Raw genomic sequence first — 22,461 nt, forward strand, 5'->3', positions numbered from 1 at the left:
GATTATTAAAATCCACATAATTCATTACCGATAGCGTATAGGCAGATTGTTAGCTTTTAGCTATTGAATACATCAATAAAAGCGACTTTCGCTTAATAAGGAAACCCGTAGAATTCATTGCATTGGCAGCACGTCGTAAGCAGTGGTCATTAGCCAGCTCGCTGTTAGCCATTCCGTTAATATTTCTGAGATTAATAAGGAACAGCATGTATAACTTTCAGCGCTACAACGCCAAAGAACTGGCGCTTGCCTATATGAGCAGCAAACCACATGAGTTTTCGCCGAACGAATTTTTACAACAGTTGAAAGAGGTTGAAAAATCTTTCGACGCGGCGCTGAGACATCCTCAGCAACAGCCGCAAAACGGAATGCTGGTGAAGGCGTTTTGATTGCCATCTTGGCCTTCATCAGCTGAGTGCCGTGCGTTACCCTTGCGTTACCTTTGAAGTATCTTGCATGTTCCTGTGTCCGGTTCATCTGCAAAAAATAATGTAAAAAAGCAAAAGCCCCGAATATTCGGGGCTTTTTGTATTGAGGGATGACGGGATTATTGGGTCATCTGCCGGTCATCGATATATTTGCGTTTGTCCGGCGCTGGCGGGAAATACTGATACAGCCAGGTTTCAGACAGCGCAGTCTGGCCGTTGCGCAGGAACATACGCAGCTCGACCGGTGCGACTGAATCGCTGTCAGGATACCAGTCAAATAAGATGCGGTAACCGTCGAACGGCTGCACATACAAAATTTCGATGTTTTTAATTTTACCTGCCGAGACATTGATCACCGGTTCAATGCCTTTATCAGCAAAGGCTTTCAGCTCACCGCCAATAAAATCGATAGCAAAACGGCGCGCCCAGACTTGCGGATAATTCTCACCCGGTGCCCAGCCTTCCGGGAAACCGCCCATACCGGTACGGGTCGCCAGCACATTCGCCATCGGGCTGCGGTGAGGAGGTTCAGAACTCCAGTACAGTTTGTAGCTGAAACTGAATTCCGCGCCGGATTTCACCGGTTTTTCCGGCTGCCAGAAGCACACAACGTTATCCAGCGTTTCACCCGTGGTCGGGATTTCCATCAGATTAACGGCCCCCTTCCCCCAGTCTCCGACCGGTTCCACCCACAGGCTCGGACGCTTGTTGTACCAGCCGATCACATCCTGATAATTGTCAAAGTCATGGTCGAGCTGCAACAGACCAAAACCTTTCGGGCTGTTGTCGCTGAAAGCGTTGAACTGCAATCGCTGCGGATTGTTCAGCGGGCGACAAATCCATTCGCCGCTGCCGGTCCACATCTCCAGACGGTCTGAGTCGTGGATTTGCGGATGGATTGTGTCGCAACGGCCCCGTTCACTGGTGCCGCAACTGAACATACTGGTCATTGGGGAAATGCCCAATTGTTTGATGTCTTCGCGGGCATGCAGATGGTTTTCAATTTCCATCACCACGCGGGTCGGTTCGCAGTGGATCACGAATTTATACGCGCCGGTGATGCTCATGCCGTCCAGCAAAGCGTAAACCGTAAACGTTGTGTCACCAGGTTTGGGTGTATCAAACCAGAACGCGGTGAAATCAGGGAATTCTTCCGGCTGATCGGTAAAGGTATCAACCGCCACGCCGCGCGCTGACAGGCCATACTGATAAGTATCATCGACCGCGCGGAAATAGCTGGCACCGAGGAAAGACACCACGTCGCGGCGCGTCAGCTCAGGGGCTTTATTGACTTTAAAACCGGCGAAACCAAGGTTGGAGAAACCTTCCAGTTGTTTGGTATCAACACCGGCATCGTGATAGTTAAACAATTCAGGGCGGAAATGGATTTCGCGCGCCAGATGTTTCACCGGATCCACGGAATACATGCGCACGCGGCGTTTGAAACCCATACCAACGTGGAACAGTTCCACATCAAGCTGGCGGTCAGGCAGACCATTCCACAGGGAATGTGCATGATCATACTGAATCGCGTTGTAGGCCTGCGGCGTGAGTTCAGCCAGCGTTTTCGGTAACGGCTGCGGCGCGCCACCATAAGGCTTATCCGCTAAATCTTTCGCCATCTTTTTCAGCGCATTGAAATCAAATGGCAGTTCGCCGCCGTCCGCTACATTCGCCTCTGCCGCCTCAGCGGAACGGGTAAACAGTGTGGACATAGCCGGCACACCACACCAGGCGGCGAGTGCCATAGATGCTTTAATAAATGCTCTTCGTTCCATGCCAGAATCGTTTCCTGTACTGGGCAAAAATCTGGAGACATCGTGCTGTGACGCCGTCCCCGCGTATTCAGAATTTTTCGACCCTAAGGCTAACGTAAAATTCACAAGCCGCGTACAAGAAATTGAATGCATTCAGCTAATATTTTGCTTGTAAAAGTCATCAGTTCTTACCGCGCCCGTTCCCCGTATGACAGGGGCTGAGCCGGTTTTCAGAAACCCGGATTTGAGCCGCTATTCCTGCCCTGTTTTGGCGCGCAAATCACGGCTGACTTTAGGAGCATTCTGTTACCGGAAGGTTACTGTTATTTCTCCCTCATCGAGTCATTCTCGCCAGATAGCGCGCCTTTTGCCCGTCCTGCTATGCTGAATGCTTATAGTTTGGTGATTTTTTTGTTTATTGCATGGAGATCCCCGCATGTCCGATGAACAGATTCAGGAGAAAGCGCGTGAGCTATACGCACAGTTAAGCGGCAAAATTTCACTTCCCTGTACGCTCCATGTCAGCGGTACCGGCAATCTTCCGTCTTATTATCCGGTCACGCCACTGATTGCCGCCTCTGTGGCGCTGGCGGGTATTGCCGTTTCACAGCTTGTTGCTCTTAAAAGCGATAAACACGATACGGTGACTGTGGATCGTCGCCTGGCCTCGCTGTGGTGCAAAACCAGTATCCGGCCTGAAGGCTGGGATATACCACCCGCCTGGGACAGCCTGGCGGGGGATTACGCCACCGCGGACGGCTGGATCCGTTTGCATACTAATGCCCCCGTCCACCGCAAGGTCGTAGAGACACTGCTCGGCAAAGCAGAAAACCATGAGGCGCTGGCGCTGCGGGTGAAGATGTGGAAAAAAGCAGAACTTGAACAAGCCGTTGTGCGGGCGGGTGGATGTGCCGCACAGATGTTCAGCCCGGAAGAATGGCAGCAGCATGTACAGGGAAAGTCGCTGATTTCGGAACCTCTTTTTCAACATTCGGTGTCAGCTAAGGCTGCACTGCCGCAATGGGAATTGTCCCCGCTACAGCCGCTGGCAGGCGTGAAAGTACTCGACCTGACAAGAATTCTCGCCGGTCCGGTGGCCACGCGTTTTCTCGCCGGACTGGGCGCCGAGGTATTGCGTATTGATCCTTTCGGCTGGGATGAAGCCAGTCAGGAAGCGGATATCACACTCGGCAAACATTGCGCACGGCTGAATCTGCATAACCCGCAGGACCGGCACCGTTTCGAAGAATTACTGCGGGACGCGGATGTGATGGTTCATGGTTATCGCGCGGGCGCGCTGCACAGACTGGGATATGGCAGTGAAAAGCGTCGTGCGATTGCGCCGGGGCTGGTGGATGTGTGTCTGAATGCGTATGGCTGGAGCGGGCCATGGCGCGAACGGCGCGGATATGACAGTCTGGTACAAATGAGCTGCGGGATTGCAGCACAGGGAATGCGGCTTTCCGGTAGTCACAAACCGGTGCCGTTGCCGGTTCAGGGGCTGGATCACACGACCGGTTATCTGATGGCTGCCGCTGTGCTCCACGGGTTGGCGCAACGTATGCAAACCGGTCAGGGCAGTGAATGCAGACTTTCACTGGCACGCACTGCCTGTGAACTGATGAAAAATGGCGCATCAGCAGCAGCATGTCACGAACCGCTGATTGAATCTGCAGAACAGGACGATTTTTCATCCGAGCCCGAACGCACGGTCTGGGGCAATGCCCGGCGACTGCTTCCTCCCGTTCATCTGGAAAACACAACCTTAAGGTGGCGCCTCCCCGCTTCCCCGCTCGGTTCTGCACCCGCCAGCTGGCGTTAAGTCGTCAGAGAAAACGCCGCCTTGCGATACTGCAACGGCGTTTTGCCGATCATCTTTTTAAAACGGGTAATGAAATACGGCGCGTCAGTAAATCCGCATTGCAGCCCGATCGCTTCGACCGAACGGTCTGTGGAACGCAGCAATTCACATGCCCGTTTAACCCGCCGGGTGGCGAGATAATCCTGAATTGAGCCACCGGTTTCCTGCCCGAATACCCGCGAGATATAACTTTCTGACAATCCGAGGGCCACAGAGAGTTCCGCCAGCGAAAATTTTTGCACGTAATTTTCTTCAATCCATTGCATGACTTTAGAAGCTGTTGTCCGGCTGACAGTTTTTGGCAACACGTCTTCCGCTGGCATAAATGCCATCAGTTGCAAGATCAGCAGGGTAATTTCTTCCCACTGATCGGCCTGCGGTTCGGACAACTGATTGAACTGCTCGAGAATGACTTCTATATGGCTGGCATGCTCGCTGAGAGCATAAATATGTGCTGCACGATCGGCATCCCACAAATTTGCGAACCTCGCCCGGCGTTGCGGGAATGATTGCAGGCAACCATCCAGCAACTGATGATCCAGATGGATGGTGGTGCGTAAATACAGGTTCTTTTCACCGGATTCGACAAACACTTTGTGCAGTTTAAAAGGCGGAAAAACGAACAAGCGCCCCGGACGCAGTGTGTATTGCTGATTATCCACAATGACAATCCCGTAGCCCTGACTGACAAAAAGTAATTCCAGACACTGATGCCAGTGAAAATAATTGGCACTCCCGCGGTTCATCCGGTTAAAGGAAACCTGACGTTCATTAAGGGCAATACGCTCCAGATAATCAGATACGGGCATACCTGTTTTCCTCATTTTCATTTGGCACCGTAAAACGACAAGGACAACAAAACACAATTTTCAGTCAGTTTTTTATAATTTAAGCCCTTTTAGTCGCGATTTAATAATCACAATTTCAAAAATCACCTCATTTTGTGAAGCACGTAACAATCAGTGTTTTTCATTTCTCTATATTTCACTCGCAGCACAGAGAATTGAAATAATATTTCAAATTAATAAACCCTTATTTTTTGCTTCCCTTACGTCACCGGGAGAATTTTTATGACGCTGAAAAAAGTGAACATTAATAATCCGTTACAGACCCGCGATGATGTGCAGCATCTGCTGAAAGAGTTGCTCTCGGCGGTGTCGCCTTATACGGAAGAAGGCAAAAGCGGAATCAACCTCGGAAATTCCACCACCCATTACGGAAAAAAAATTGCCGAAATGGAAGCACTGTCGCGCATGTTGTGGGGCATTTTCCCGCTGCTGGCCGGTGGAGGTGAATGTGAGGATTTATCTTTTTATCTGGATGCCATTCGTTTCGGCACTGATCCGCAGCATCCGCAATACTGGGGAGATATCCGCGATTTTGATCAGCGCTGTGTGGAAATGGCGGCGTTTGGTGTCGGGCTGACGCTGCTTGACACAAAACTGTTGCAGCATTTCAGCGTTCAGGAACAACAAAATCTGGCGGACTGGCTGAATCAGGGGCGTGATGCCACCATCCCGAATAACAACTGGAATTTCTTCCCGGTTATGGTGCAGATGGGCTTTAAAACATCCGGATTACCCTGGGATCAGGAAGCCGTGGCAGCCCGTTTTGCGCTGATGGAAGATTATTATCTGGGCGATGGCTGGTATTCCGACGGTCCCGGCAGGCCGCGTGATTACTACATTTCGATGGCGTTTCATTATTACGGCCTGCTGTACGCTCAGAATATGGCTGATGTGGATGCATCACGTGCAGCCATGCTGCGTGAACGGGCACAACGTTTCGCACATGATTTCATTACGATGTTTTCCGCGGGTGGCGCAGCGGTGCCTTTCGGACGCAGCCTGACCTACCGTTTTGCCGAAGCAGCGTTCTGGAGTGCGGCAGCGTACAGCCAACTGGACGTGTTCACTCCGGGCATCATCAAAGGGCTGATTTTGCGCCATCTGCGTCACTGGCTGAAAGAGCCGATTTTCGACCGCGACGGCGTGCTCAGTATCGGTTATCACACACCGAACCTGGTGATGGCGGAAGACTATAACGCACCGGGCTCACCTTACTGGGCATGCAAACTGTTCCTGGTGCTGGCACTGCCGCCGGACGATGCCTTCTGGGCGGCAGAAGAGGCGCCCCTTCCGGCACTGCCCGACACTCATTGCATTCCTCATGCCAGTCAGATCCTGACCCGCGATGCCGGAGGTCAGCATGTTGTGATGCTCACGTCCGGTCAGCTTGAGCTGAATAATTTTGTGAATACCGAAGCCAAATACACCAAATTCGCCTATTCCAGTCAGTTCGGATTCACCCTGGATCGCGGCCGGTACGGTCTGAATCATGCCGGTTGCGATTCGATGCTGATGTTCTCTGAGGGCGACGGCTATTATCGCGGACGTCGCGACTGTGCCGACACCCGCATCACCGTCGGGATGATTTATTCCCGCTGGCTGCCGTGGCACGACGTAGCAGTACGCACCTGGCTGATCCCCTGCGGTGACTGGCATTTGCGGGTCCATCACATTGAGAATCAGCGTCCGCTGGAGACGGCCGAAGGCGGTTTTGCAGTGATGCAGACACCTTCAACGCAAATACTGCATCCGGCAGAAAAACAGGCGGTGACAGTCACAGCCGGTAACGGCATCAGCCGGATTGTCGCGCTGGAAGATAACACGTCGCGCGAAGCGTCCACCGTTATCACCCCGCCCAATAGCAGCATTATGTTCGCCGAAACCGCCGCCATACCCGTATTGAAAAATGCCCTGCCGGTGGGATCTCACTGGCTGATCACTGCCGTGTCGGCCTCGGCCAGCACGGATATTCGCAGCCTCCCTTTACCGGAAGTCTCCCGCGAAGGGCAGCAGCTACGTTGGCAATATCCGGGTCATAACGGACAAATCATTTTAGCTTAACCGCAATAGCCGTTTCAGGAGTCACGATGAAAGCCATAAAAACAGCCAGTAAAACGGCTTATTACAAAATGAGCAGCTTTATATTCCTGTATTTCTTCACCTGGTCTTCGAGCTTCGGGCTATATGCCTTATGGCTGGGGCAAAAAGCCGGACTCGACAGTGTCAGTATCGGCACCGTGTTTGCCATTAACGGCGTTTTCGCGGTGGTCATGAAGCCGGTTTACGGCTATATCATGGACAAAATCGGCATGAGCAAATCTCTGCTGTATTTTGTGGTGCTGGTTTCCGCCCTGATGGCACCGTTCTTTATTTTCGTTTACCAGCCACTGCTGAACAGCCACCTGATGGTCGGGATTATCGTCGGTGCGCTGTATCTGAGCCTCGGCTGGTACGCCGGTGTGGCAGCATCCGAATCGTATGCTGACCGTTTCAGTCGCTTGTATCATATGGAATTTGGCCAGGTTCGCATGTGGGGGTCACTGGGCTGGGCGCTGGCCGCGTCGTTTTCCGGCGTGCTGTTTAACCTCTCCCCTGCCTGGAACTTTGGCCTGAGCAGCGCGACCTCGCTGGTCATGCTGATGGTGCTGCTTTCACTGAAAATTGGTGATGAAGAACTTAAAAATAACGACGTCATTTCACAGCAAAAGATCGTGTTCAGCGATGTGATTTTACTGCTCAAAAACCGCAAGTTCTGGATGTTCTCGCTGTATGTCGCTGGTGTCGCGTGGATGATGTTTGTCGCCGAACAACAATTCTCACGCTATTTCGTCACCTTCTTCGATACCAAAGAGCAAGGCAACGCCTGGTACGGCTATCTGAGCACGGTGCAGTCCGGTCTCGAATTTCTGATGATGATGGTTATCCCTTTCCTGGTGAACTACTTCGGTGCCAAGAAGAGCCTGCTGCTGGTCGGCGCACTGGTGGGATTACGCCTGATTGCCTCCGGGCTGACCCACGACCCGCTGCTGATTTCAATTATCAAACCGTTCTACGGGCTGGAAATCGCGTTGCTGCTGGTGTCAGTGTTCAAGTACATCGCCGAGCATTTCAGCAAACGCGTCAACGCCACCATGTATCTGTTGGGTTATCAGGCCATGATATACGTCGGCTCCATTGTGGTCGCCCCGCCTGCCGGTTACTTCTACGACCGTATTGGTTTTGAACACACTTATCTGATTATGGGCGGTATCGCGCTGTGCTTTACGTTGATTTCCGCCTTCACATTATCCGCCTGTCACAGCCTGCGCTCAGGCACCCCCGTGCCTGCGGTGCAGGTTGAAGTTGAAACAATTGGAATGGAAAGGGAGAAAGTATGACGATCACCATCGCGAAAGAGACGTTGCTACCCGTGGAACTGAATCAGCTGGATAAAATCGCTTTTGCACAAAAGATGCAACGGGCGCGCCAGACGGTACTCAGCAAAATTTCCCGTAATCTGGAAAAGTTCGGCGATAAATTCCCGGCAGAAACCTGCGAAAACGGCCATTACCCGCTGACAGAGAATGTGGAATGGACCACCAGTTTCTGGACCGGCCAGCTTTGGCTGGCGTGGGAAATGACCGGCGATGACCGTTACCGTCTGGCAGCAGAAAAACAAGTGACATCGTTTGGTAACCGTATCGCCAACCGCATTGATACCGCGACGCATGACCTCGGTTTTCTCTACAGCCTCTCGTGCGTCAGCGCCTACAAACTGACCGGCAACCGGCAGGCTCGTGGTTTTGCACTGCTGGCAGCAGAAGCCCTGATGGAACGTTTTAATAGCCGGGCGAAAATCATACAGGCGTGGGGCGATTTGCATGACCCGGAACAGGCCGGCCGCATGATTATCGACTGCAATATGAATTTGCCCTTGTTGTACTGGGCGAGTGAACAAACCGGTGAACCGCGCTTCGCCGATGCTGCCCGCGCGCATGCAGAACAGGCGGCGAAATATATTGTGCGCCCGGACGCCTCCACCTATCACACGTATTACATGGATACTGTGACCGGCGAACCGCGTTTTGGTAATACGCATCAGGGATATGCCGATGACTCATGCTGGTCACGCGGTCAGGCCTGGGGTATCTACGGCTTTTTGCTCAGTTATCGTTATACCGGCGATGAAGATCAGGTGGAGCTGTCACGGCGTCTGGCACATTATTTCCTTAACCGCTTACCGGAAGACGATGTCTGCCACTGGGATTTGGCGTTGCTCGGCACCGATGCCGTTCGCGACAGTTCGGCTGCGGCGATTGGGGTCTGCGGTCTGCTGACGCTTGCGACCACGCTGCCAGCCACCGATGACAAACGGGTGTGCTATGAAGAAATGGCGCTGCGCATTATGGATTCACTGACCGAGAATTATCTTACCCGTGAGGACGAAGATTGTGACGGTTTACTTAAGCATTCTGTCTATCATATGGCCAGCGGTAAAGGTGTTGATGAGTGTTGCAGCTGGGGTGACTACTTTTATGTCGAAGCCCTGACCCGTGTGACGCAGTGCTGGCAATCCTACTGGTGATGACCGGGACGCAGTGTTTACGCACTGCGTCTGCTTTTCTGCCCTTTTTCATTCGTGAATTGTTTTTAAGCATAAGCAGGGTCTTCATTGTATTGACAGAGGTACCGGCGTGTTACCGTAACATCCTAATCAATTAGTTTTTTTTCTATGTCATTACATCCATTAAAAATAGTCTTAATACGGACCACTTTTTGTACAGTTACAAACTTAATTGTGACATAAAGCAAATTTATCAAATCCTTCCCTGCCCCTTAAGGGGTAAAAAAATCACTTCCAACTGTCCGATTTTCATGCAAAAAGTAGAGTCAGCACACAGTTTGTGCCTGCTGTGCTGACACAAAAAATCCAATCATTATGCAGAACAGGGACGTCCTATGAGGACTTACTATGCATACGATAATCTTGGATCCATGCCGGTATACACGTCTCGGATTGCAACAATTTCTCACCAGTGAACAAGATGTCAGTTACGTCAGCCATTTTGAGCAGTTTCTTAATGGTTGCAACAAACTGAATCCTTCGATTGTTTTTATTAACGAGGATTGCATATCACCTCATTCAGGCAATAAAGAACGTCTCGGAGAACTGATCACCGGCTCCCCTGATACGCTGTTTTTTATTTTTATGTCCCGTACACGTATTCATTTCGAAGAGTATATTTTTGTTCGTAAAAACGTGATTATTACCTCCAAATCCATTAAAGCCGACACACTGAAGCAATTAATAAATCATCCGTTATTACCTCAGGCGAAGGATCCCGCCGGGAGTGGAATGCTCGATACCCGGCCTGTGATGCTCAGTCGTTCTGAATCAGCGATGCTCAGAATGTGGATGTCCGGTAACGGCACCATTGAAATATCCGACAAGTTACAAATTAAAACCAAAACGGTGTCTTCCTATAAGGGAAATATTAAAAGGAAAATAAAATCACCGAATAAACATATTATTTATCACGTCGTTCGTTTATGTGATCAGCTCACCAATGGTATTTATGTGAATTAATCACCTCTCTTCTCTTTCGGCTACAGGTTACGCAACGGCGCAGCCTGTAGAAATCTTCGTTAATCTCTGAAAATGAGATCTCCGCCACAAATATAAACTGAATCCCTCCGCCGGAATGCCGATGACTCCTTATGGCGTCTTTTTCGTCACGGCCGGACTTGCCCGCTGGCAATGCCTTTATCGCTGTCACTGACCGCCCGGAACAGGCGGTATACAGGATCAATTGAGCGGAACAAAATAAAATGGATACTCCTACATTTTCAACGACCAGAACCTCTTTTATCAGCAATATTCGCCTTATCACCCTGATTAGCCTGATTCTTACCGGGATACTTTTCCTTTTTGCTGTTGCCGTCGGCACCTCCGGTTTCTTTCTAAAACAAAGTAATGCCGCGCTGGCAAATGCTACCCAGGAGCTGCAAATCCGTCTGGCTCTTTCCAACAGTTCAAACCATCTGCGTACCGCACGTTTGTTGCTGATTCAGGCCGCCGCAGCGGCGCGTATTGGTGACCAGGATGTGTTTAACCAAAACCTGAAAGACGCTGCCAGCCGAATTAAACAGTCACAAACTTCGTTTGAGGCTTATATCAACCGGCCGAATAAAACCGATAAAGATCGGGAAATTGATGAACCGCTGAAAAAAGCCTATGACGATTATCTGACCAAAGGCATGGCACCGATGCTGGAATCGGCCAGACAGGCACATTTCGAGGAAGTCATTTCTCAGGAAGCAGAAACGGTACGTAGTCTGGATCTCGCCAATAATATCCCTTTGCTGGCGGCAATTGCTTATCGTACCGAAACGGCTAATGCCATCAATGATAAAGCGCAGCATAATGCCGTGCTCGGTTATACCCTGATGGGTGGCGGTTTCCTGCTGGCACTGGTGCTGACCTTCATCACTTACCTGGTGATGCGTAAAGTCATTATTCATCCGCTGAACAGACTGGTGATGCGCATTCAGAAAATTGCTGAGGGAGACCTGACGCAACCCGCACAAGTGCAGGGCCGCAATGAAATCGGCGTACTGAGTAATAATGTGGATCAAATGCAACGCTCGCTGGCATCAACGGTTCTGACTGTACGTGAAGGCGCGGTGTCTATTTATCAGGGCTCGACGGAAATTGCTTCAGGTAATACCGATTTGTCTTCGCGGACCGAACAACAGGCCGCGGCACTGGAAGAAACGGCTGCCAGTATGGAACAGCTAACGGCTACGGTGAAACAGAACTCCGAAAATGCCCATCACGCCAGTAAACTGGCTGCAGACGCTTCAAACAAAGCGCAAAAAGGCGGGAATATTGTGGCGGACGTGGTCAGTACCATGGATAAGATTTCCCGGAGTTCGACCAAAATCGCCGAAATCACTAATGTGATCAACAGTATCGCTTTTCAGACAAACATTCTGGCACTCAATGCTGCTGTGGAAGCAGCACGCGCCGGTGAGCAGGGACGTGGATTTGCGGTGGTGGCCAGCGAAGTGCGCAATCTGGCGCAACGAAGCGCACAGGCAGCGAAAGAAATTGAAGCACTGATTGAAGAATCTGTCGATTACGTTGGTGAAGGCAGCATTCTGGTGGGTGACGCGGGAGACACAATGTCAGAAATTGTTACCGCTGTCAGCCATGTGACGGACATTATGGGCGAAATCGCTTCCGCATCGGATGAACAAAGTCGCGGGATCAGTCAGGTCAGCCAGGCAGTGTCAGAAATGGATGGTGTCACGCAGCAAAACGCCTCGCTGGTGCAGGAAGCATCTGCCGCCGCCGCGTCACTTGAAGAGCAGGCCGCCCGCCTGACACAGGCTGTGGCTGTGTTCCGTCTCGATGGCAGCATCCGCAGTGCGCAACCACAACCCCCGGCATCATCCCGCTCCCTGCCCGGCCAGGCTTCCCGTTCGCCTAAAGGGGGAAACGATGAACCGAACTGGGAAACGTTCTGATAACGGCCTCAGCGTCATTACCGGCAGGCAATAAGTAAAAAAAACCGGCGGCAAAAATCTTGCCCCGGTTTTTTTTTTATTCACGACAGACATCGCATAAATATTATTCAGAACCTTCGCGGGGTTCAACGAATGTGCCATCTTTAGTATCGCCTTCATTGAAGAACCAGATACCTGCCGGATAATCTTCCAGCGAAACCAGATACATGACGCCTTCATAAAACTCTTCTACGGCTAATACCTTACCTTCACGGCGCGGTCCGCCGTCAGTTTTTACTGTCACAAGATCATTAACTTTCATCAGGTTATCCCATGGTTTTCAATTATGATTATTGTAGTACAGACCATTGCACAAAGGCATGCCTGACAGGAAAGATGATGCGAAACGGTAAAATAACCCGGTGGAAATCATTTGCACTTTCTTAACGAATTCGGGCAAGAATCCTGAGTTTCATTTCTTCTATACTGGCTGCGTGCTCACCCCCGAGGGAGTGCAGAATGAATGTCATAAGAAATATTTTGCCCGCCTCTGTGCGGGCTTTTTTTTATCTTTTAGCCAGTGACCGCCGGTTAAGACAGCAGACGCTCGCGAAAATGACAAAAAACCTATCAGCAAAGAGTGAATGGGCAAACAACAGGCGTAAAAAAACCCGCGCATGCGGGTTTTTGTCATCTGTACTTTTATCGCTGAAACAGCGGTAAAGTAAGATTAGATAGCGGTAACGTTAGCCGCAGACGGACCTTTAGCACCGTTCTCGATAGTGAACTGTACGTTCTGGCCTTCAGCCAGGGTCTTGAAACCTTGATCCTGGATAGCGGAGAAGTGTACGAACACATCTTTGCTGCCGTCAGCAGGAGTGATGAAGCCAAAGCCTTTAGACTCGTTAAACCACTTAACCTGACCTTTCATCATTGACATAGGAATTACCTTTTAAAAATAAATTTCGCCACCATGGGCATGTTATAGCCGGATTTCAGTCGTTACTTATGGAGGCACTAAGAAGGAAATTCGTCAGAGCAGGGTTATCATGGATAACGCTTTAAATTGGAACAACTTTACTCAGGATGTCGTGCATAAATAGGTCTGTACCACAGGCCGGTATGTATTTACTCATGACTGCCCCTTAATAGCAACTCTTTTTAATGCAATGCGGCGGTAAAGCGTTAGATTAGTCATTTTTTGTACCAGACAGTACAATTGGCGTACAATTATCAGGCTACTTTTCAACGGGTTGTGGATTATCTGCTGCCAAAACCGCTCCACAGTGCGCGCAAAATTTTGCATCAATTTCGTGGCCGGAATGCAGACAAGTCTGACAGGAACGGGCAGCACGCCCTTTTTCCAATTCTTGTGACATATAAGCCGTTAAAATCCCGGTCGGCACGGCGATGATAGAGTACCCCAGCAGGATCAGCACCGACGCAAGCATTCTTCCCAGCGCGGTATGCGGCGTAATGTCACCGTATCCGACTGTCGTCAGTGTCACCACGGCCCAGTAAACAGATGCGCCCAGCGAGGTGAATCCGTCACTGCCGCCTTCGACTGCAAACATCAGCCCGCCAAAAAGACAAAGAATGATGGCGACAAACCCAAAGAAGATGCTGAGCTTACGTTTCGCGCGCATCACGCTGCGCCATAAAACCCCGGCGTCGCTCATATAGCGCAGCAGCTTCAGCACCCGCAGCACACGTAAAATTCTCAGCAGGCGGATCAGGATCTCCAGATTCCCCGCCCCCGCAAAAGAAGGCAGCATCCACAGGATGTACATGGGCAGAATGGTGCAGAGATCAATAATGCCAAAAAAACTCACCGGATAGCGGGTTTTGCGCGGCGAACAGATCACCCGTAAAACGTATTCCAGCGTAAAAAGCGCGGTAAACCCCATTTCGACCAGGCCGAACAACGGGATGATCTCAGGTGTCGCCGGAAATAAGTCACGTGCACTGGATTCGATAAACAACACCAGCACGCTGAGCAGTGACAACAGGATCCAAAATATTTCCATCCGTCGTCCAGTGCGGGTGCGGTGTTCAAATAAAAGGGCATAACAACGGCGTCGGGCTGACGCGAAAAAACGATAATCCTGAGACATAACCGGCACCGGCAAAAAGGAATTATGGCAAGAATAGACGCTTTTCATTGCCGCGCCTACGGACAAACAGCCCATAAAAAAGCCGGTCACACAAAGTATTGGTGCAATACGCTGTGTGACCGGCTTTTAAGGGTGGGTCTGCTGGCGGAACGAGGCATTAATCCATTAATTCAGATACCGCGTGGCGAACATACGCCGTAATTTGCGCGACGTCTTCTGCGTCCGCACTGCCGCCGCCAATCGACCGCACGGTATTCTCGAGATGGCCGATATCCTGCTCAACTTTCTTCGCAATCTGCACTTTTACGATGGTGTCGACTGAAGAGATAAAAGCCCGCATGACAGCCTTCAGCGCGAAAATCTCACCGAAAGAATCGTACGCAGGTTTGTCAGAGACCGCTGGTTGAGCAGCCCGTGGGGGCAAGTTTTTCAGCCTGTCCACATGTTCAATCATCAGATCCATATCTCTGATGAGTTCGTCAAAACTCTTAGCCACTGGTTTTCCTTCGCCCGGCGAAAGGCAGCAGGATACCACCGCGCTTTCAAGCCGAGAAGTCACAGAAACGTGTAAAGAGTAAATTTCGCCACAATGCGCCCGCCCTGCCGTGTTCTTTCACTCAAAGAGTGATAAACCGGGCAGGCGCATCAGGTCGCTATTTAATCCATGTGATTCAATACGGCCTTCAGGCGTTTTTCAGTGACGCCATATCAACAACAAAGCGGTATTTCACGTCGCTTTTCAGCATACGTTCATACGCGCCGTTGATATCCTGCATGTCGATCATTTCCACATCACAGGAAATATCATGGGCGGCACAGAAATCCAGCATTTCCTGGGTTTCAGCGATACCACCGATCAGGGAACCGGCAACCGTTTTACGCCCCATAATCAGTTTGCCGCTGTGCAGCGCAGGTTCGATTGGTTCGATCAGACCGACCAAGATATGGGTGCCGTCACGTTTAAGCGTATCCAGGTACGGGTTCAGATCATGTGGGTTAGGTACGGTGTCCAGAATGAAATCGAAGTGGCTTTTAACTGCCGCCATTTGCGCTTCATCGGTTGACAACACGACGTGGTCAGCGCCCAGACGGTAAGCTTCCTGCTCTTTACCTTTGGAACGGGTGAACAGCGTAACGTCTGCGCCCAGTGCTTTGGCAAACTTCAGACCCATATGGCCCAGACCGCCCAGCCCCACCACAGCCACTTTGTGACCTTTACCGACTTTCCAGTGTTTCAGCGGAGAGTAAGTGGTAATACCCGCACACAGCAGCGGTGCCGCAGATTTGATGTCCAGCTTTTCAGAAACGCGCAGAACAAATTTTTCTGAAACCACAATTTGTTCAGAATAACCACCATAGGTCATCATGTTGTCATGACGATCATGGCTGTTATAAGTCATGGTAGCGCCTTCTTCACAGTACTGTTCCAGGCTTTCTGCACAGGATTCACAATGCTGACAAGAATCGACCATACAACCGACACCGACGGTATCGCCCACTTTGAAACCCGCGACTTTCGCACCAATCTGTTTCACGCGTCCGATAATTTCATGCCCCGGAACCATCGGATAAATGCTTTGATGCCATTCATTACGCGCCTGGTGGATGTCGGAGTGACAAACACCGCAGTACAGAATGTCGATCACAACGTCGGTATCACGCGGGTCACGGCGAACAAAATTATGAGGCGCAAGAGGCGCATCCGCTGAAAGTGCAGCGAAACCACGAACGTTAAGCGTCATTTTTATCTCCTGATTGGATTACGGAATACTGCATACCCGCAGAAAAGGCAGGCACCGTAAAATTATGACGGCTTAAGGTGACTCACTGATATAACGATCCTCGCCATTACTTGCCTGAATCTGTTTTTTTCAGGATTTTTAGCATGGATTGTACAGAGACTAAACAATGGCGCTCTGCCCGCGAAGCGCCATGTTTTCAGAAAGGATTAAATCAGACCTGCTTCTTTCAGTTCGCTTTTCAGGTAAGCGTAATAGATAGGCGCCGCGACGACGCCGGGTATACCGAACGCCGCCTCGAAGATAAGCATCGCCAGTAAAACTTCCCAGGATTTCGCCTTGATACGGCTGCCCACAATACGGGCATTAAGAAAGTATTCCACTTTATGAATGATAATCAGATATGCCAGCACCAGCGCACCGACCCACAATGACAGCGACAGGCCGACAATGAAAATCAGTGTATTCGAAATCAGATTACCGATAACCGGCAGCAGTCCGCAGACGAATGTCACGACAACCAGTGTTTTCGCCAGCGGCAGATGAATGCCGAACAACGGTAAAATACCGAACAGGAAAATGCCGGACAGTACGGTATTGATCAGGGAAATCTGGAACTGCGCAAAGACTACGTTACGGAAGGCTTCGCCCAATAAATGCATCCGTTGCAATAACTCTTTTTTCAGTGGCGCGTGCAGTTCCCCCTTACGCGGCTGCTGAAGCGAGATAATCGCCCCGAGGATCATACCGATAATCATGGTCAGGAAAACATGGGCGGCGTTCTTGCCAACGGCCTGAATCATCACAATATGCTCACGCAACCACAGCAGGAAACTACGCTGCAACTCTTCAATATTCGCCGGTAAATAATGCAGTAACACGGGCGATAAGCGGCTTTGCGCGTCTGTCAGCAGACGCGATACCATGGCGTTAAATGCCACGGGATTACGCATATCTTCCATCAGAAAATCGGCAATGCCCGCAATCGCCAGCGTCAGACAACTGATAACCAGGGTCGCAATAATGGCCACCACTAGCCAGCGTGCACGTTCGCCACTGATAATTTTTTGAAAGTACGGAGTAAGCGCATTGATGAGTTCAAACACTAAAAAACCGGCAATAAAACATGCCAGTAAATGAAGAGGAAGAATCAGTAACAACCCGCCCGTCACAATCACCACACTGAGCCAGCGAATTTGATTCGATCTCATAATTTGCATTGCCTGTATCCTTAGATCTCTGTGTACCGGGCTTCCCCCGGATCGGGTCATATCATAGCACTGAAGTCCGGCGCACAATCCTCTGACAACTTAACCCGTTAAGAAAATTTTGACAGACAGAGAGGTTCTTCTATCATCTCCCCCTGAAAAGATCGTAAAGAAAATCCGAGAGTCTGGAGAATAATATGTCTGAAGTAATTCGCGAGAAACTGGCCCTGCCTGCCGGACACGATAAATTATTACTGCATTCCTGCTGTGCGCCCTGCTCAGGCGAAGTGATGGAAGCCATTCAGGCATCGGGGATCGACTATACGATTTTCTTCTACAATCCTAATATTCACCCGCAGAAAGAATATCTGCTACGTAAAGAAGAAAATATGCGTTTTGCCGAACAGCATGGCATTCCTTTTATCGATGCCGATTATGACACCGATAACTGGTTTGCGCGGGCAAAGGGAATGGAAAATGAACCTGAGCGTGGTGTGCGCTGCACCATGTGTTTTGATATGCGTTTTGAACGCACGGCATTATATGCCTTTGAACATGGTTTCAGCGCCATCACCAGTTGTCTGGGTATCTCCCGCTGGAAAGACATGAAGCAAATCACAGGCAGCGGCGAACGTGCCGCGGCACCTTACCCGGGCATGATTTACTGGGATTATAACTGGCGTAAAAAAGGCGGATCGGCGCGCATGATTGAAATCAGCAAGCGCGAACGCTTTTACCAACAGGAATACTGCGGCTGTGTTTATTCCTTGCGCGACAGTAACTTACACCGCAAAGCACAAGGCCGTGGGCTGATCAAACTCGGCGTCAAATATTACGGCGACGAAGACAACGAATAAAACTGCCTGAACCCTCTCTTTTTGTTATATCCGGTCAACAGGCCGGGTTAATTATTCTGTTATTTCGCCCGCCTCCTGTCAGATTCGCCAGTCATAATTGACACGTTAGTTATTTATTTTGCCAGCCCCTTAAGCCTAAGTTTTCTAGAATAATTTCCTATGACCTGCCCCGCCTTTGTGCCTTGTATTCACCACTGTTGCTTGTTACTTTCCGTCTCATATTTTTATATATATGTATTTAACATAAGCAATAACACCCGGTTATTACAAGTGTATCAACATTGTTCAGGTTCATTAAAAATATAAAGCAAACACGTCATTATTGAGGGACAAAATATGTGGGTATTAATAGGTATTCCGATCGTTGTGCTGGGTTTTGCACTGCGGTTTAACTCTTTACTGGTGGTGACGGTCGCCGGTATTTCTACCGGCCTGGCGGGCGGAATGCATACCGTTGATATCATCAGCGCATTTGGCAAAGCGTTCACCGATAATCGCTATATGGGGTTGATATGGCTGACACTGCCGGTGATTGCCATCCTCGAGCGCAGCGGCCTGAAAGAACAGGCGCGTCATTTAATTTCCAAAGTACATGCTGCCACCACCGGTCGCGTGCTGATGCTGTACTTTTTCCTGCGCCAGATGACCGCCGCACTGGGGCTTAACTCGCTCGGTGGTCATGCGCAGATGGTACGCCCGCTGATCGCGCCGATGGCTGAAGCCGCAGCCACCACCAGATACGGCGATTTGCCCAATGATATCCGTCAGAAGATCCGGGCTCATGCCGCCGCAACCGATAATGTGGCCGTTTTCTTCGGCGAGGACATTTTCATTGCGGTGCAATCTATCCTCCTGATTAAAGGCTTTCTGGAACAGTACGGCATTAACGTTGAACCGTTGCACCTGTCTGTCTGGGCGATCCCGACGGCTATTGCTGCGCTGATTATCCATTTTATTCGTCTGTGGTTACTTGACCGTTCGCTGGCTAAGCGCTTTGACGTGCAACACGGGAGCGCGGCGAAATGATCACCTTGCAGACTGTTTATATTCTTGCGGGACTGATGTTCTGTGCTTATGCATTTTTCAACGTACGCGACAAAAGCCACTCACGCCGTTATGTCAATGCGCTGTTCTGGGGGATTTACGGCATAACTTTCCTGTTTGGTGCGCAATTGCCACACTTCATTACCGGTTGTATGGCGATTCTGCTGGCGATCATCGCCGGGAGCGGAAAACTGGGGAAAGGCAAATCAGAAAGCGGACAGCCTGATCAGGTTGAAAAGCGTGAAGCTGGCTCAAAACGTTTTGGCAATAAACTGTTTATTCCTGCCCTGTTGATCCCCCTGGTGACCCTGGCTGGCACCCTGACGCTGAAATACACGCCGCTGGTGGAAGCCAAAAACGTCACGCTGATTTCGCTGGTAATCGGCACGCTGGTGGCCTTCATCGTGGCGCTGATTATGCTGCGTGATTCGCCGGTCAAAGCAGTGAAAGCGGGGGGACAGACAATGGATACCGTTGGCTGGGCAGCTATTTTGCCACAAATGCTGGCCGCTCTTGGCGCGCTGTTTGCACTGGCGGGAGTCGGCGGCGTGGTGTCGGACCTGGTCAAAAATATCATTCCGCTCGGTTCACCGCTGGCGATTGTGATTGCCTATACCTTCGGCATGGCGCTTTTCACGATGATCATGGGAAACGGTTTTGCCGCCTTCCCGGTCATGACGGCGGGGATCGGGCTGCCACTTATCGTCAACCAGCTGGGCGGAAATCCGGCGATTATGGGCGCGATCGGCATGTTATCCGGTTTCTGCGGCACCCTGATGACCCCGATGGCAGCCAATTTTAATATCGTCCCCGCGGCGCTGCTGGAATTGCAGGATAAGAATGGCGTGATTAAAGCGCAGTGGAAAACCGGTGTATTACTGTTGCTGGTCAATACCGCGTTTATGTATTTCTTTGTGTTCCGTTTCTGATAAGGAAAGACGATGACGACGCAACAACATAGTGTACTGACGGCAGAGATGGCATCCCGTTTTGCTTCACTGGCACTGAATCACTTAACACGCGAATACCCGAATAAACTCATGCATGCCATGAGCAGCGCAGCGGATGCGCAAACGCCACGCCAGTTGCATCCGATCTTTTACGGCAGCTATGACTGGCATTCCTGTGTGCACGGATACTGGTTATTGCTGCGACTGCTGGATCGTTTTCCACAACTGCCGGAAGCAGAAAAAATCATTGCGGTGGCCGGCCGGCATTTCACGGCAGAAAATGTCGCCGGTGAAATGGCCTATCTGCAACAGACGCAACATGCCGGATTTGAACGGCCGTATGGCTGGGCGTGGTGTCTGGCGCTGAGCCAGCAATTGCATGAAATGACCCTGCCACAGGCTGCGGAATGGGCGAAAACGCTCGCGCCCATGAGCCGGTTCTTCGAAAAGAGTTTTAGCACTTTTCTGCCAAAGGCAACCTATCCCCTGCGGGTCGGCAGCCATTTCAACACAGCTTTTGCTCTGGCGTTAACACTGGATTATGCCCGCTGTGTTAAGCATCACAAACTGGCAGAATTGATCGAAGAAACGGCATTGCGCTGGCATCTTGAAGATGTGCATTGTCAGGCATGGGAACCGGGCGGTGATGAATTCCTTTCACCTTCCCTGATGGAAGCTGAACTGATGCGCCGCGTTTTACCGCCCGAAGCATTTGTGACCTGGTTTGGCCGTTTTTTACCGGATCTGGCGCACAGCCAGCCTGCGACACTGTTTATCCCCGCCACGGTCACTGACCGCAGCGACGGTAAAATTGGCCATCTGGACGGGCTGAATCTCAGCCGTGCCTGGTGTCAGCGTTCGCTGGCCTCTGCGCTGCCAGCGGGTGATCCGCGTGCGGTCTTGCTACGTCAGACGGCAGAAGCCCATCTGCACAGCGCGCTGAACCATCTCGACAGCACCTATATGGGCGAGCACTGGCTGGCAACCTTTGCCCTGTTAGCACTCGAAGCCTGACAGCCCGTCACCTCTGTTCAGCCGCAGGATTACCGTAAACCCGTTAACGAATGATCCCGCGCGCTGAATGAAGGAAAAAAGCATTGAAGTGGCACAGTAACGGATATTCCGTGCTGAGCCGCTCAATTTCTGACTTTACCCGTTCAATCGTTTCCTGCCGGTGATAAAGCAAATCGTACAGATAGCGGATGATATTTTGCTGCGAACTGCCAGCCCGGCAAAATTCTGCTGTCTGCTCGTTTATCCCTTTAGGTACCGCGCGGTTTCCGCCTGCCATCACAAACGGCGGCACATCCTGCACCACACACGTATTGGCAAGCAAACGGGCTCCCGCACCAATAATACAAAACTGATGCACTGCGCTCAGGGCATCAATCCGCGCATCATTACCTAATAAAACATGCCCTGCCAGAGCACTATGTTCGCCAATGAACGTGGCATTTCCCACCTGGCAGTCATGGCCGAGATGGACACCCCGCTCAAAAATATTCAGATGCCCTATCCGGGTCATACCGCCGCCCTGTACAGTGCCTCGATGTAATGTGGCATGGCAGCCAATCTGGTTTCCATTGCCGATTTCCAGTCCGGTAGGTTCTCCGGCGTATTTCAAATCCTGACTGATTTCGCCAATGGATGAGCCTCTGCCAATCTGATTATCCCTACCTATTTTGGTATTGCCGTTGATGATGACATGCGAAGAAATGCATGTTCCTTCGCCAATTTGCACACCCGCTGAAATAACACAAAAAGGCCCGATAACCACTCGCGGCCCAATAATCACACCGGGTTCAATAATGCTGCTGGCCGCAATGATGGCCGAAGATGAGATCAAAACGAATATCCTTCTGACAGCCCGCAGACAGTCAGTGATGAATTAAACCGGTCAGGCATAATCAGGGAAAGACAAAATGAGCGGAGGGAAACGCGCTCAGAGAGGTTTAAACAAAGGGTGTTTCGTTGAACATCCACATCGCTACGCCGGTGAGCATAAGGCTTCATGCAAGAAAAGGCGGTCTCTTATATTTTATATATTTTCTGAACTTTTTCAGAAACGCTGCAGGATGAAGGATTTATGACGGGTAGATTAAGGCTTTCTTAAGCTTGGATGAATATTCTTATGAATATTCATTTCCGTACGTTATCTTTCCCTCAC

Annotated in this window: 20 protein-coding genes; 11 read left to right on the plus strand and 9 right to left on the minus strand. The window is 50.6% G+C overall.

The genetic code is table 11. From position 1 onward, the window contains the following. Window positions 1-206: 206 nt before the first annotated feature. A complete protein-coding gene (locus J1781_RS13320) occupies window positions 207-389 on the plus strand; it encodes a hypothetical protein (protein ID WP_129951045.1) in 183 nt (60 codons plus the stop codon). 158 nt (window positions 390-547) lie between these two features. On the opposite strand, the gene J1781_RS13325 is transcribed toward J1781_RS13320, so the two are convergent. Continuing rightward, window positions 548-2,206 carry a glucan biosynthesis protein D gene (locus J1781_RS13325; protein WP_129990851.1) on the minus strand — a complete coding sequence of 553 codons (1,659 nt, stop codon included), beginning with the start codon at window positions 2,204-2,206 and terminating at the stop codon, window positions 548-550. Window positions 2,207-2,621: 415 nt separating this feature from the next. Between J1781_RS13325 and J1781_RS13330 the strand changes: the two genes are divergently transcribed. Then, on the plus strand, window positions 2,622-4,007 hold the full coding sequence (locus tag J1781_RS13330) for a CoA transferase (RefSeq protein WP_217233728.1): 1,386 nt from the start codon (window positions 2,622-2,624) through the stop codon (window positions 4,005-4,007). Here J1781_RS13330 and J1781_RS13335 read toward each other — a convergent pair. Then, on the minus strand, window positions 4,004-4,855 hold the full coding sequence (locus J1781_RS13335) for an AraC family transcriptional regulator (protein WP_217233729.1): 852 nt from the start codon (window positions 4,853-4,855) through the stop codon (window positions 4,004-4,006). The genes J1781_RS13330 and J1781_RS13335 overlap by 4 nt on opposite strands. 261 nt (window positions 4,856-5,116) lie before the next feature. Between J1781_RS13335 and J1781_RS13340 the strand changes: the two genes are divergently transcribed. The 5 genes from J1781_RS13340 (at window position 5,117) to J1781_RS13360 (ending at window position 12,403) form a co-directional block, all read left to right on the plus strand. After that, window positions 5,117-6,955, plus strand: a complete 1,839-nt coding sequence (locus J1781_RS13340; RefSeq protein WP_217233730.1) for a DUF2264 domain-containing protein — start codon at window positions 5,117-5,119, stop codon at window positions 6,953-6,955. A gap of 26 nt (window positions 6,956-6,981) precedes the next feature. Beyond that, a complete protein-coding gene (locus tag J1781_RS13345; RefSeq protein WP_129951040.1) occupies window positions 6,982-8,271 on the plus strand; it encodes an oligosaccharide MFS transporter in 1,290 nt (429 codons plus the stop codon). Further along, a complete protein-coding gene (locus J1781_RS13350) occupies window positions 8,268-9,458 on the plus strand; it encodes a glycoside hydrolase family 88 protein (RefSeq protein WP_129990855.1) in 1,191 nt (396 codons plus the stop codon). The genes J1781_RS13345 and J1781_RS13350 overlap by 4 nt, the downstream gene beginning before the upstream one ends. 387 nt (window positions 9,459-9,845) lie before the next feature. Continuing rightward, a complete protein-coding gene (rcsA, locus tag J1781_RS13355; RefSeq protein ID WP_129951038.1) occupies window positions 9,846-10,460 on the plus strand; it encodes a transcriptional regulator RcsA in 615 nt (204 codons plus the stop codon). A gap of 242 nt (window positions 10,461-10,702) precedes the next feature. Continuing rightward, entirely contained in the window at window positions 10,703-12,403 is a 1,701-nt protein-coding gene (locus J1781_RS13360) for a methyl-accepting chemotaxis protein (protein ID WP_129951037.1), read from the plus strand. A gap of 103 nt (window positions 12,404-12,506) precedes the next feature. On the opposite strand, the gene dsrB is transcribed toward J1781_RS13360, so the two are convergent. The 6 genes from dsrB to J1781_RS13390 all read right to left on the minus strand — a co-directional run bounded on the left by dsrB (window position 12,507) and on the right by J1781_RS13390 (window position 17,455). After that, window positions 12,507-12,704: a protein DsrB gene (gene dsrB / locus J1781_RS13365; protein WP_015697634.1), complete on the minus strand. Its 198-nt coding sequence runs from the start codon at window positions 12,702-12,704 to the stop codon at window positions 12,507-12,509. Between the two features lie 408 nt (window positions 12,705-13,112). Then, window positions 13,113-13,322 carry a transcription antiterminator/RNA stability regulator CspE gene (gene cspE / locus J1781_RS13370; RefSeq protein WP_013575246.1) on the minus strand — a complete coding sequence of 70 codons (210 nt, stop codon included), beginning with the start codon at window positions 13,320-13,322 and terminating at the stop codon, window positions 13,113-13,115. Window positions 13,323-13,620: 298 nt separating this feature from the next. Beyond that, complete coding sequence (locus J1781_RS13375) at window positions 13,621-14,544, minus strand: potassium channel family protein (RefSeq protein ID WP_217137816.1); 924 nt, start codon at window positions 14,542-14,544, stop codon at window positions 13,621-13,623. A gap of 109 nt (window positions 14,545-14,653) precedes the next feature. Further along, window positions 14,654-14,992 (minus strand): hypothetical protein, encoded by a 339-nt coding sequence (locus J1781_RS13380; protein WP_217219177.1) that lies wholly within the window; start codon window positions 14,990-14,992, stop codon window positions 14,654-14,656. Window positions 14,993-15,179: 187 nt separating this feature from the next. Next, window positions 15,180-16,238: an NAD(P)-dependent alcohol dehydrogenase gene (locus J1781_RS13385; protein WP_129951034.1), complete on the minus strand. Its 1,059-nt coding sequence runs from the start codon at window positions 16,236-16,238 to the stop codon at window positions 15,180-15,182. A gap of 206 nt (window positions 16,239-16,444) precedes the next feature. Further along, entirely contained in the window at window positions 16,445-17,455 is a 1,011-nt protein-coding gene (locus J1781_RS13390) for an AI-2E family transporter (protein ID WP_129951033.1), read from the minus strand. A 185-nt stretch (window positions 17,456-17,640) separates the two neighbouring features. On the opposite strand from J1781_RS13390, the gene J1781_RS13395 reads away from it, so the two are divergent. The 4 genes from J1781_RS13395 (at window position 17,641) to J1781_RS13410 (ending at window position 21,308) form a co-directional block, all read left to right on the plus strand. Beyond that, window positions 17,641-18,300, plus strand: coding sequence for an epoxyqueuosine reductase QueH (locus J1781_RS13395; RefSeq protein ID WP_217137815.1), 660 nt, complete (start codon window positions 17,641-17,643; stop codon window positions 18,298-18,300). Window positions 18,301-18,636: 336 nt separating this feature from the next. Then, complete coding sequence (locus tag J1781_RS13400; protein WP_129951031.1) at window positions 18,637-19,326, plus strand: DUF969 domain-containing protein; 690 nt, start codon at window positions 18,637-18,639, stop codon at window positions 19,324-19,326. Continuing rightward, window positions 19,323-20,273 carry a DUF979 domain-containing protein gene (locus J1781_RS13405; protein WP_129951030.1) on the plus strand — a complete coding sequence of 317 codons (951 nt, stop codon included), beginning with the start codon at window positions 19,323-19,325 and terminating at the stop codon, window positions 20,271-20,273. The genes J1781_RS13400 and J1781_RS13405 overlap by 4 nt, the downstream gene beginning before the upstream one ends. Window positions 20,274-20,285: 12 nt before the next feature. Continuing rightward, entirely contained in the window at window positions 20,286-21,308 is a 1,023-nt protein-coding gene (locus J1781_RS13410; RefSeq protein WP_217233731.1) for a DUF2891 domain-containing protein, read from the plus strand. Between the two features lie 43 nt (window positions 21,309-21,351). Here J1781_RS13410 and lpxA read toward each other — a convergent pair whose 3' ends face one another. Beyond that, window positions 21,352-22,140 carry an acyl-ACP--UDP-N-acetylglucosamine O-acyltransferase gene (gene lpxA, locus J1781_RS13415; RefSeq protein ID WP_217233732.1) on the minus strand — a complete coding sequence of 263 codons (789 nt, stop codon included), beginning with the start codon at window positions 22,138-22,140 and terminating at the stop codon, window positions 21,352-21,354. Window positions 22,141-22,461 lie beyond the last annotated feature (321 nt).

Source organism: Rahnella perminowiae, assembly GCF_019049695.1.
Classification (GTDB): domain Bacteria; phylum Pseudomonadota; class Gammaproteobacteria; order Enterobacterales; family Enterobacteriaceae; genus Rahnella; species Rahnella perminowiae.

Excerpts from the sequence above, each read along its gene's own strand:
- J1781_RS13345 (WP_129951040.1), top strand. The coding sequence starts at position 6,982 with ATGAAAGCCATAAAAACAGCCAGTAAAACGGCTTATTACAAAATGAGC.
- J1781_RS13330 (WP_217233728.1), top strand. The coding sequence starts at position 2,622 with ATGTCCGATGAACAGATTCAGGAGAAAGCGCGTGAGCTATACGCACAG.
- J1781_RS13350 (WP_129990855.1), top strand. The coding sequence starts at position 8,268 with ATGACGATCACCATCGCGAAAGAGACGTTGCTACCCGTGGAACTGAAT.
- J1781_RS13395 (WP_217137815.1), top strand. The coding sequence starts at position 17,641 with ATGTCTGAAGTAATTCGCGAGAAACTGGCCCTGCCTGCCGGACACGAT.
- dsrB (WP_015697634.1), bottom strand. The coding sequence starts at position 12,704 with ATGAAAGTTAATGATCTTGTGACAGTAAAAACTGACGGCGGACCGCGC.
- J1781_RS13375 (WP_217137816.1), bottom strand. The coding sequence starts at position 14,544 with ATGAAAAGCGTCTATTCTTGCCATAATTCCTTTTTGCCGGTGCCGGTT.
- J1781_RS13340 (WP_217233730.1), top strand. The coding sequence starts at position 5,117 with ATGACGCTGAAAAAAGTGAACATTAATAATCCGTTACAGACCCGCGAT.
- cspE (WP_013575246.1), bottom strand. The coding sequence starts at position 13,322 with ATGTCAATGATGAAAGGTCAGGTTAAGTGGTTTAACGAGTCTAAAGGC.
- rcsA (WP_129951038.1), top strand. The coding sequence starts at position 9,846 with ATGCATACGATAATCTTGGATCCATGCCGGTATACACGTCTCGGATTG.
- J1781_RS13400 (WP_129951031.1), top strand. The coding sequence starts at position 18,637 with ATGTGGGTATTAATAGGTATTCCGATCGTTGTGCTGGGTTTTGCACTG.
- J1781_RS13410 (WP_217233731.1), top strand. The coding sequence starts at position 20,286 with ATGACGACGCAACAACATAGTGTACTGACGGCAGAGATGGCATCCCGT.
- J1781_RS13335 (WP_217233729.1), bottom strand. The coding sequence starts at position 4,855 with ATGCCCGTATCTGATTATCTGGAGCGTATTGCCCTTAATGAACGTCAG.
- J1781_RS13390 (WP_129951033.1), bottom strand. The coding sequence starts at position 17,455 with ATGCAAATTATGAGATCGAATCAAATTCGCTGGCTCAGTGTGGTGATT.
- J1781_RS13320 (WP_129951045.1), top strand. The coding sequence starts at position 207 with ATGTATAACTTTCAGCGCTACAACGCCAAAGAACTGGCGCTTGCCTAT.
- J1781_RS13360 (WP_129951037.1), top strand. The coding sequence starts at position 10,703 with ATGGATACTCCTACATTTTCAACGACCAGAACCTCTTTTATCAGCAAT.
- J1781_RS13385 (WP_129951034.1), bottom strand. The coding sequence starts at position 16,238 with ATGACGCTTAACGTTCGTGGTTTCGCTGCACTTTCAGCGGATGCGCCT.
- J1781_RS13325 (WP_129990851.1), bottom strand. The coding sequence starts at position 2,206 with ATGGAACGAAGAGCATTTATTAAAGCATCTATGGCACTCGCCGCCTGG.
- J1781_RS13405 (WP_129951030.1), top strand. The coding sequence starts at position 19,323 with ATGATCACCTTGCAGACTGTTTATATTCTTGCGGGACTGATGTTCTGT.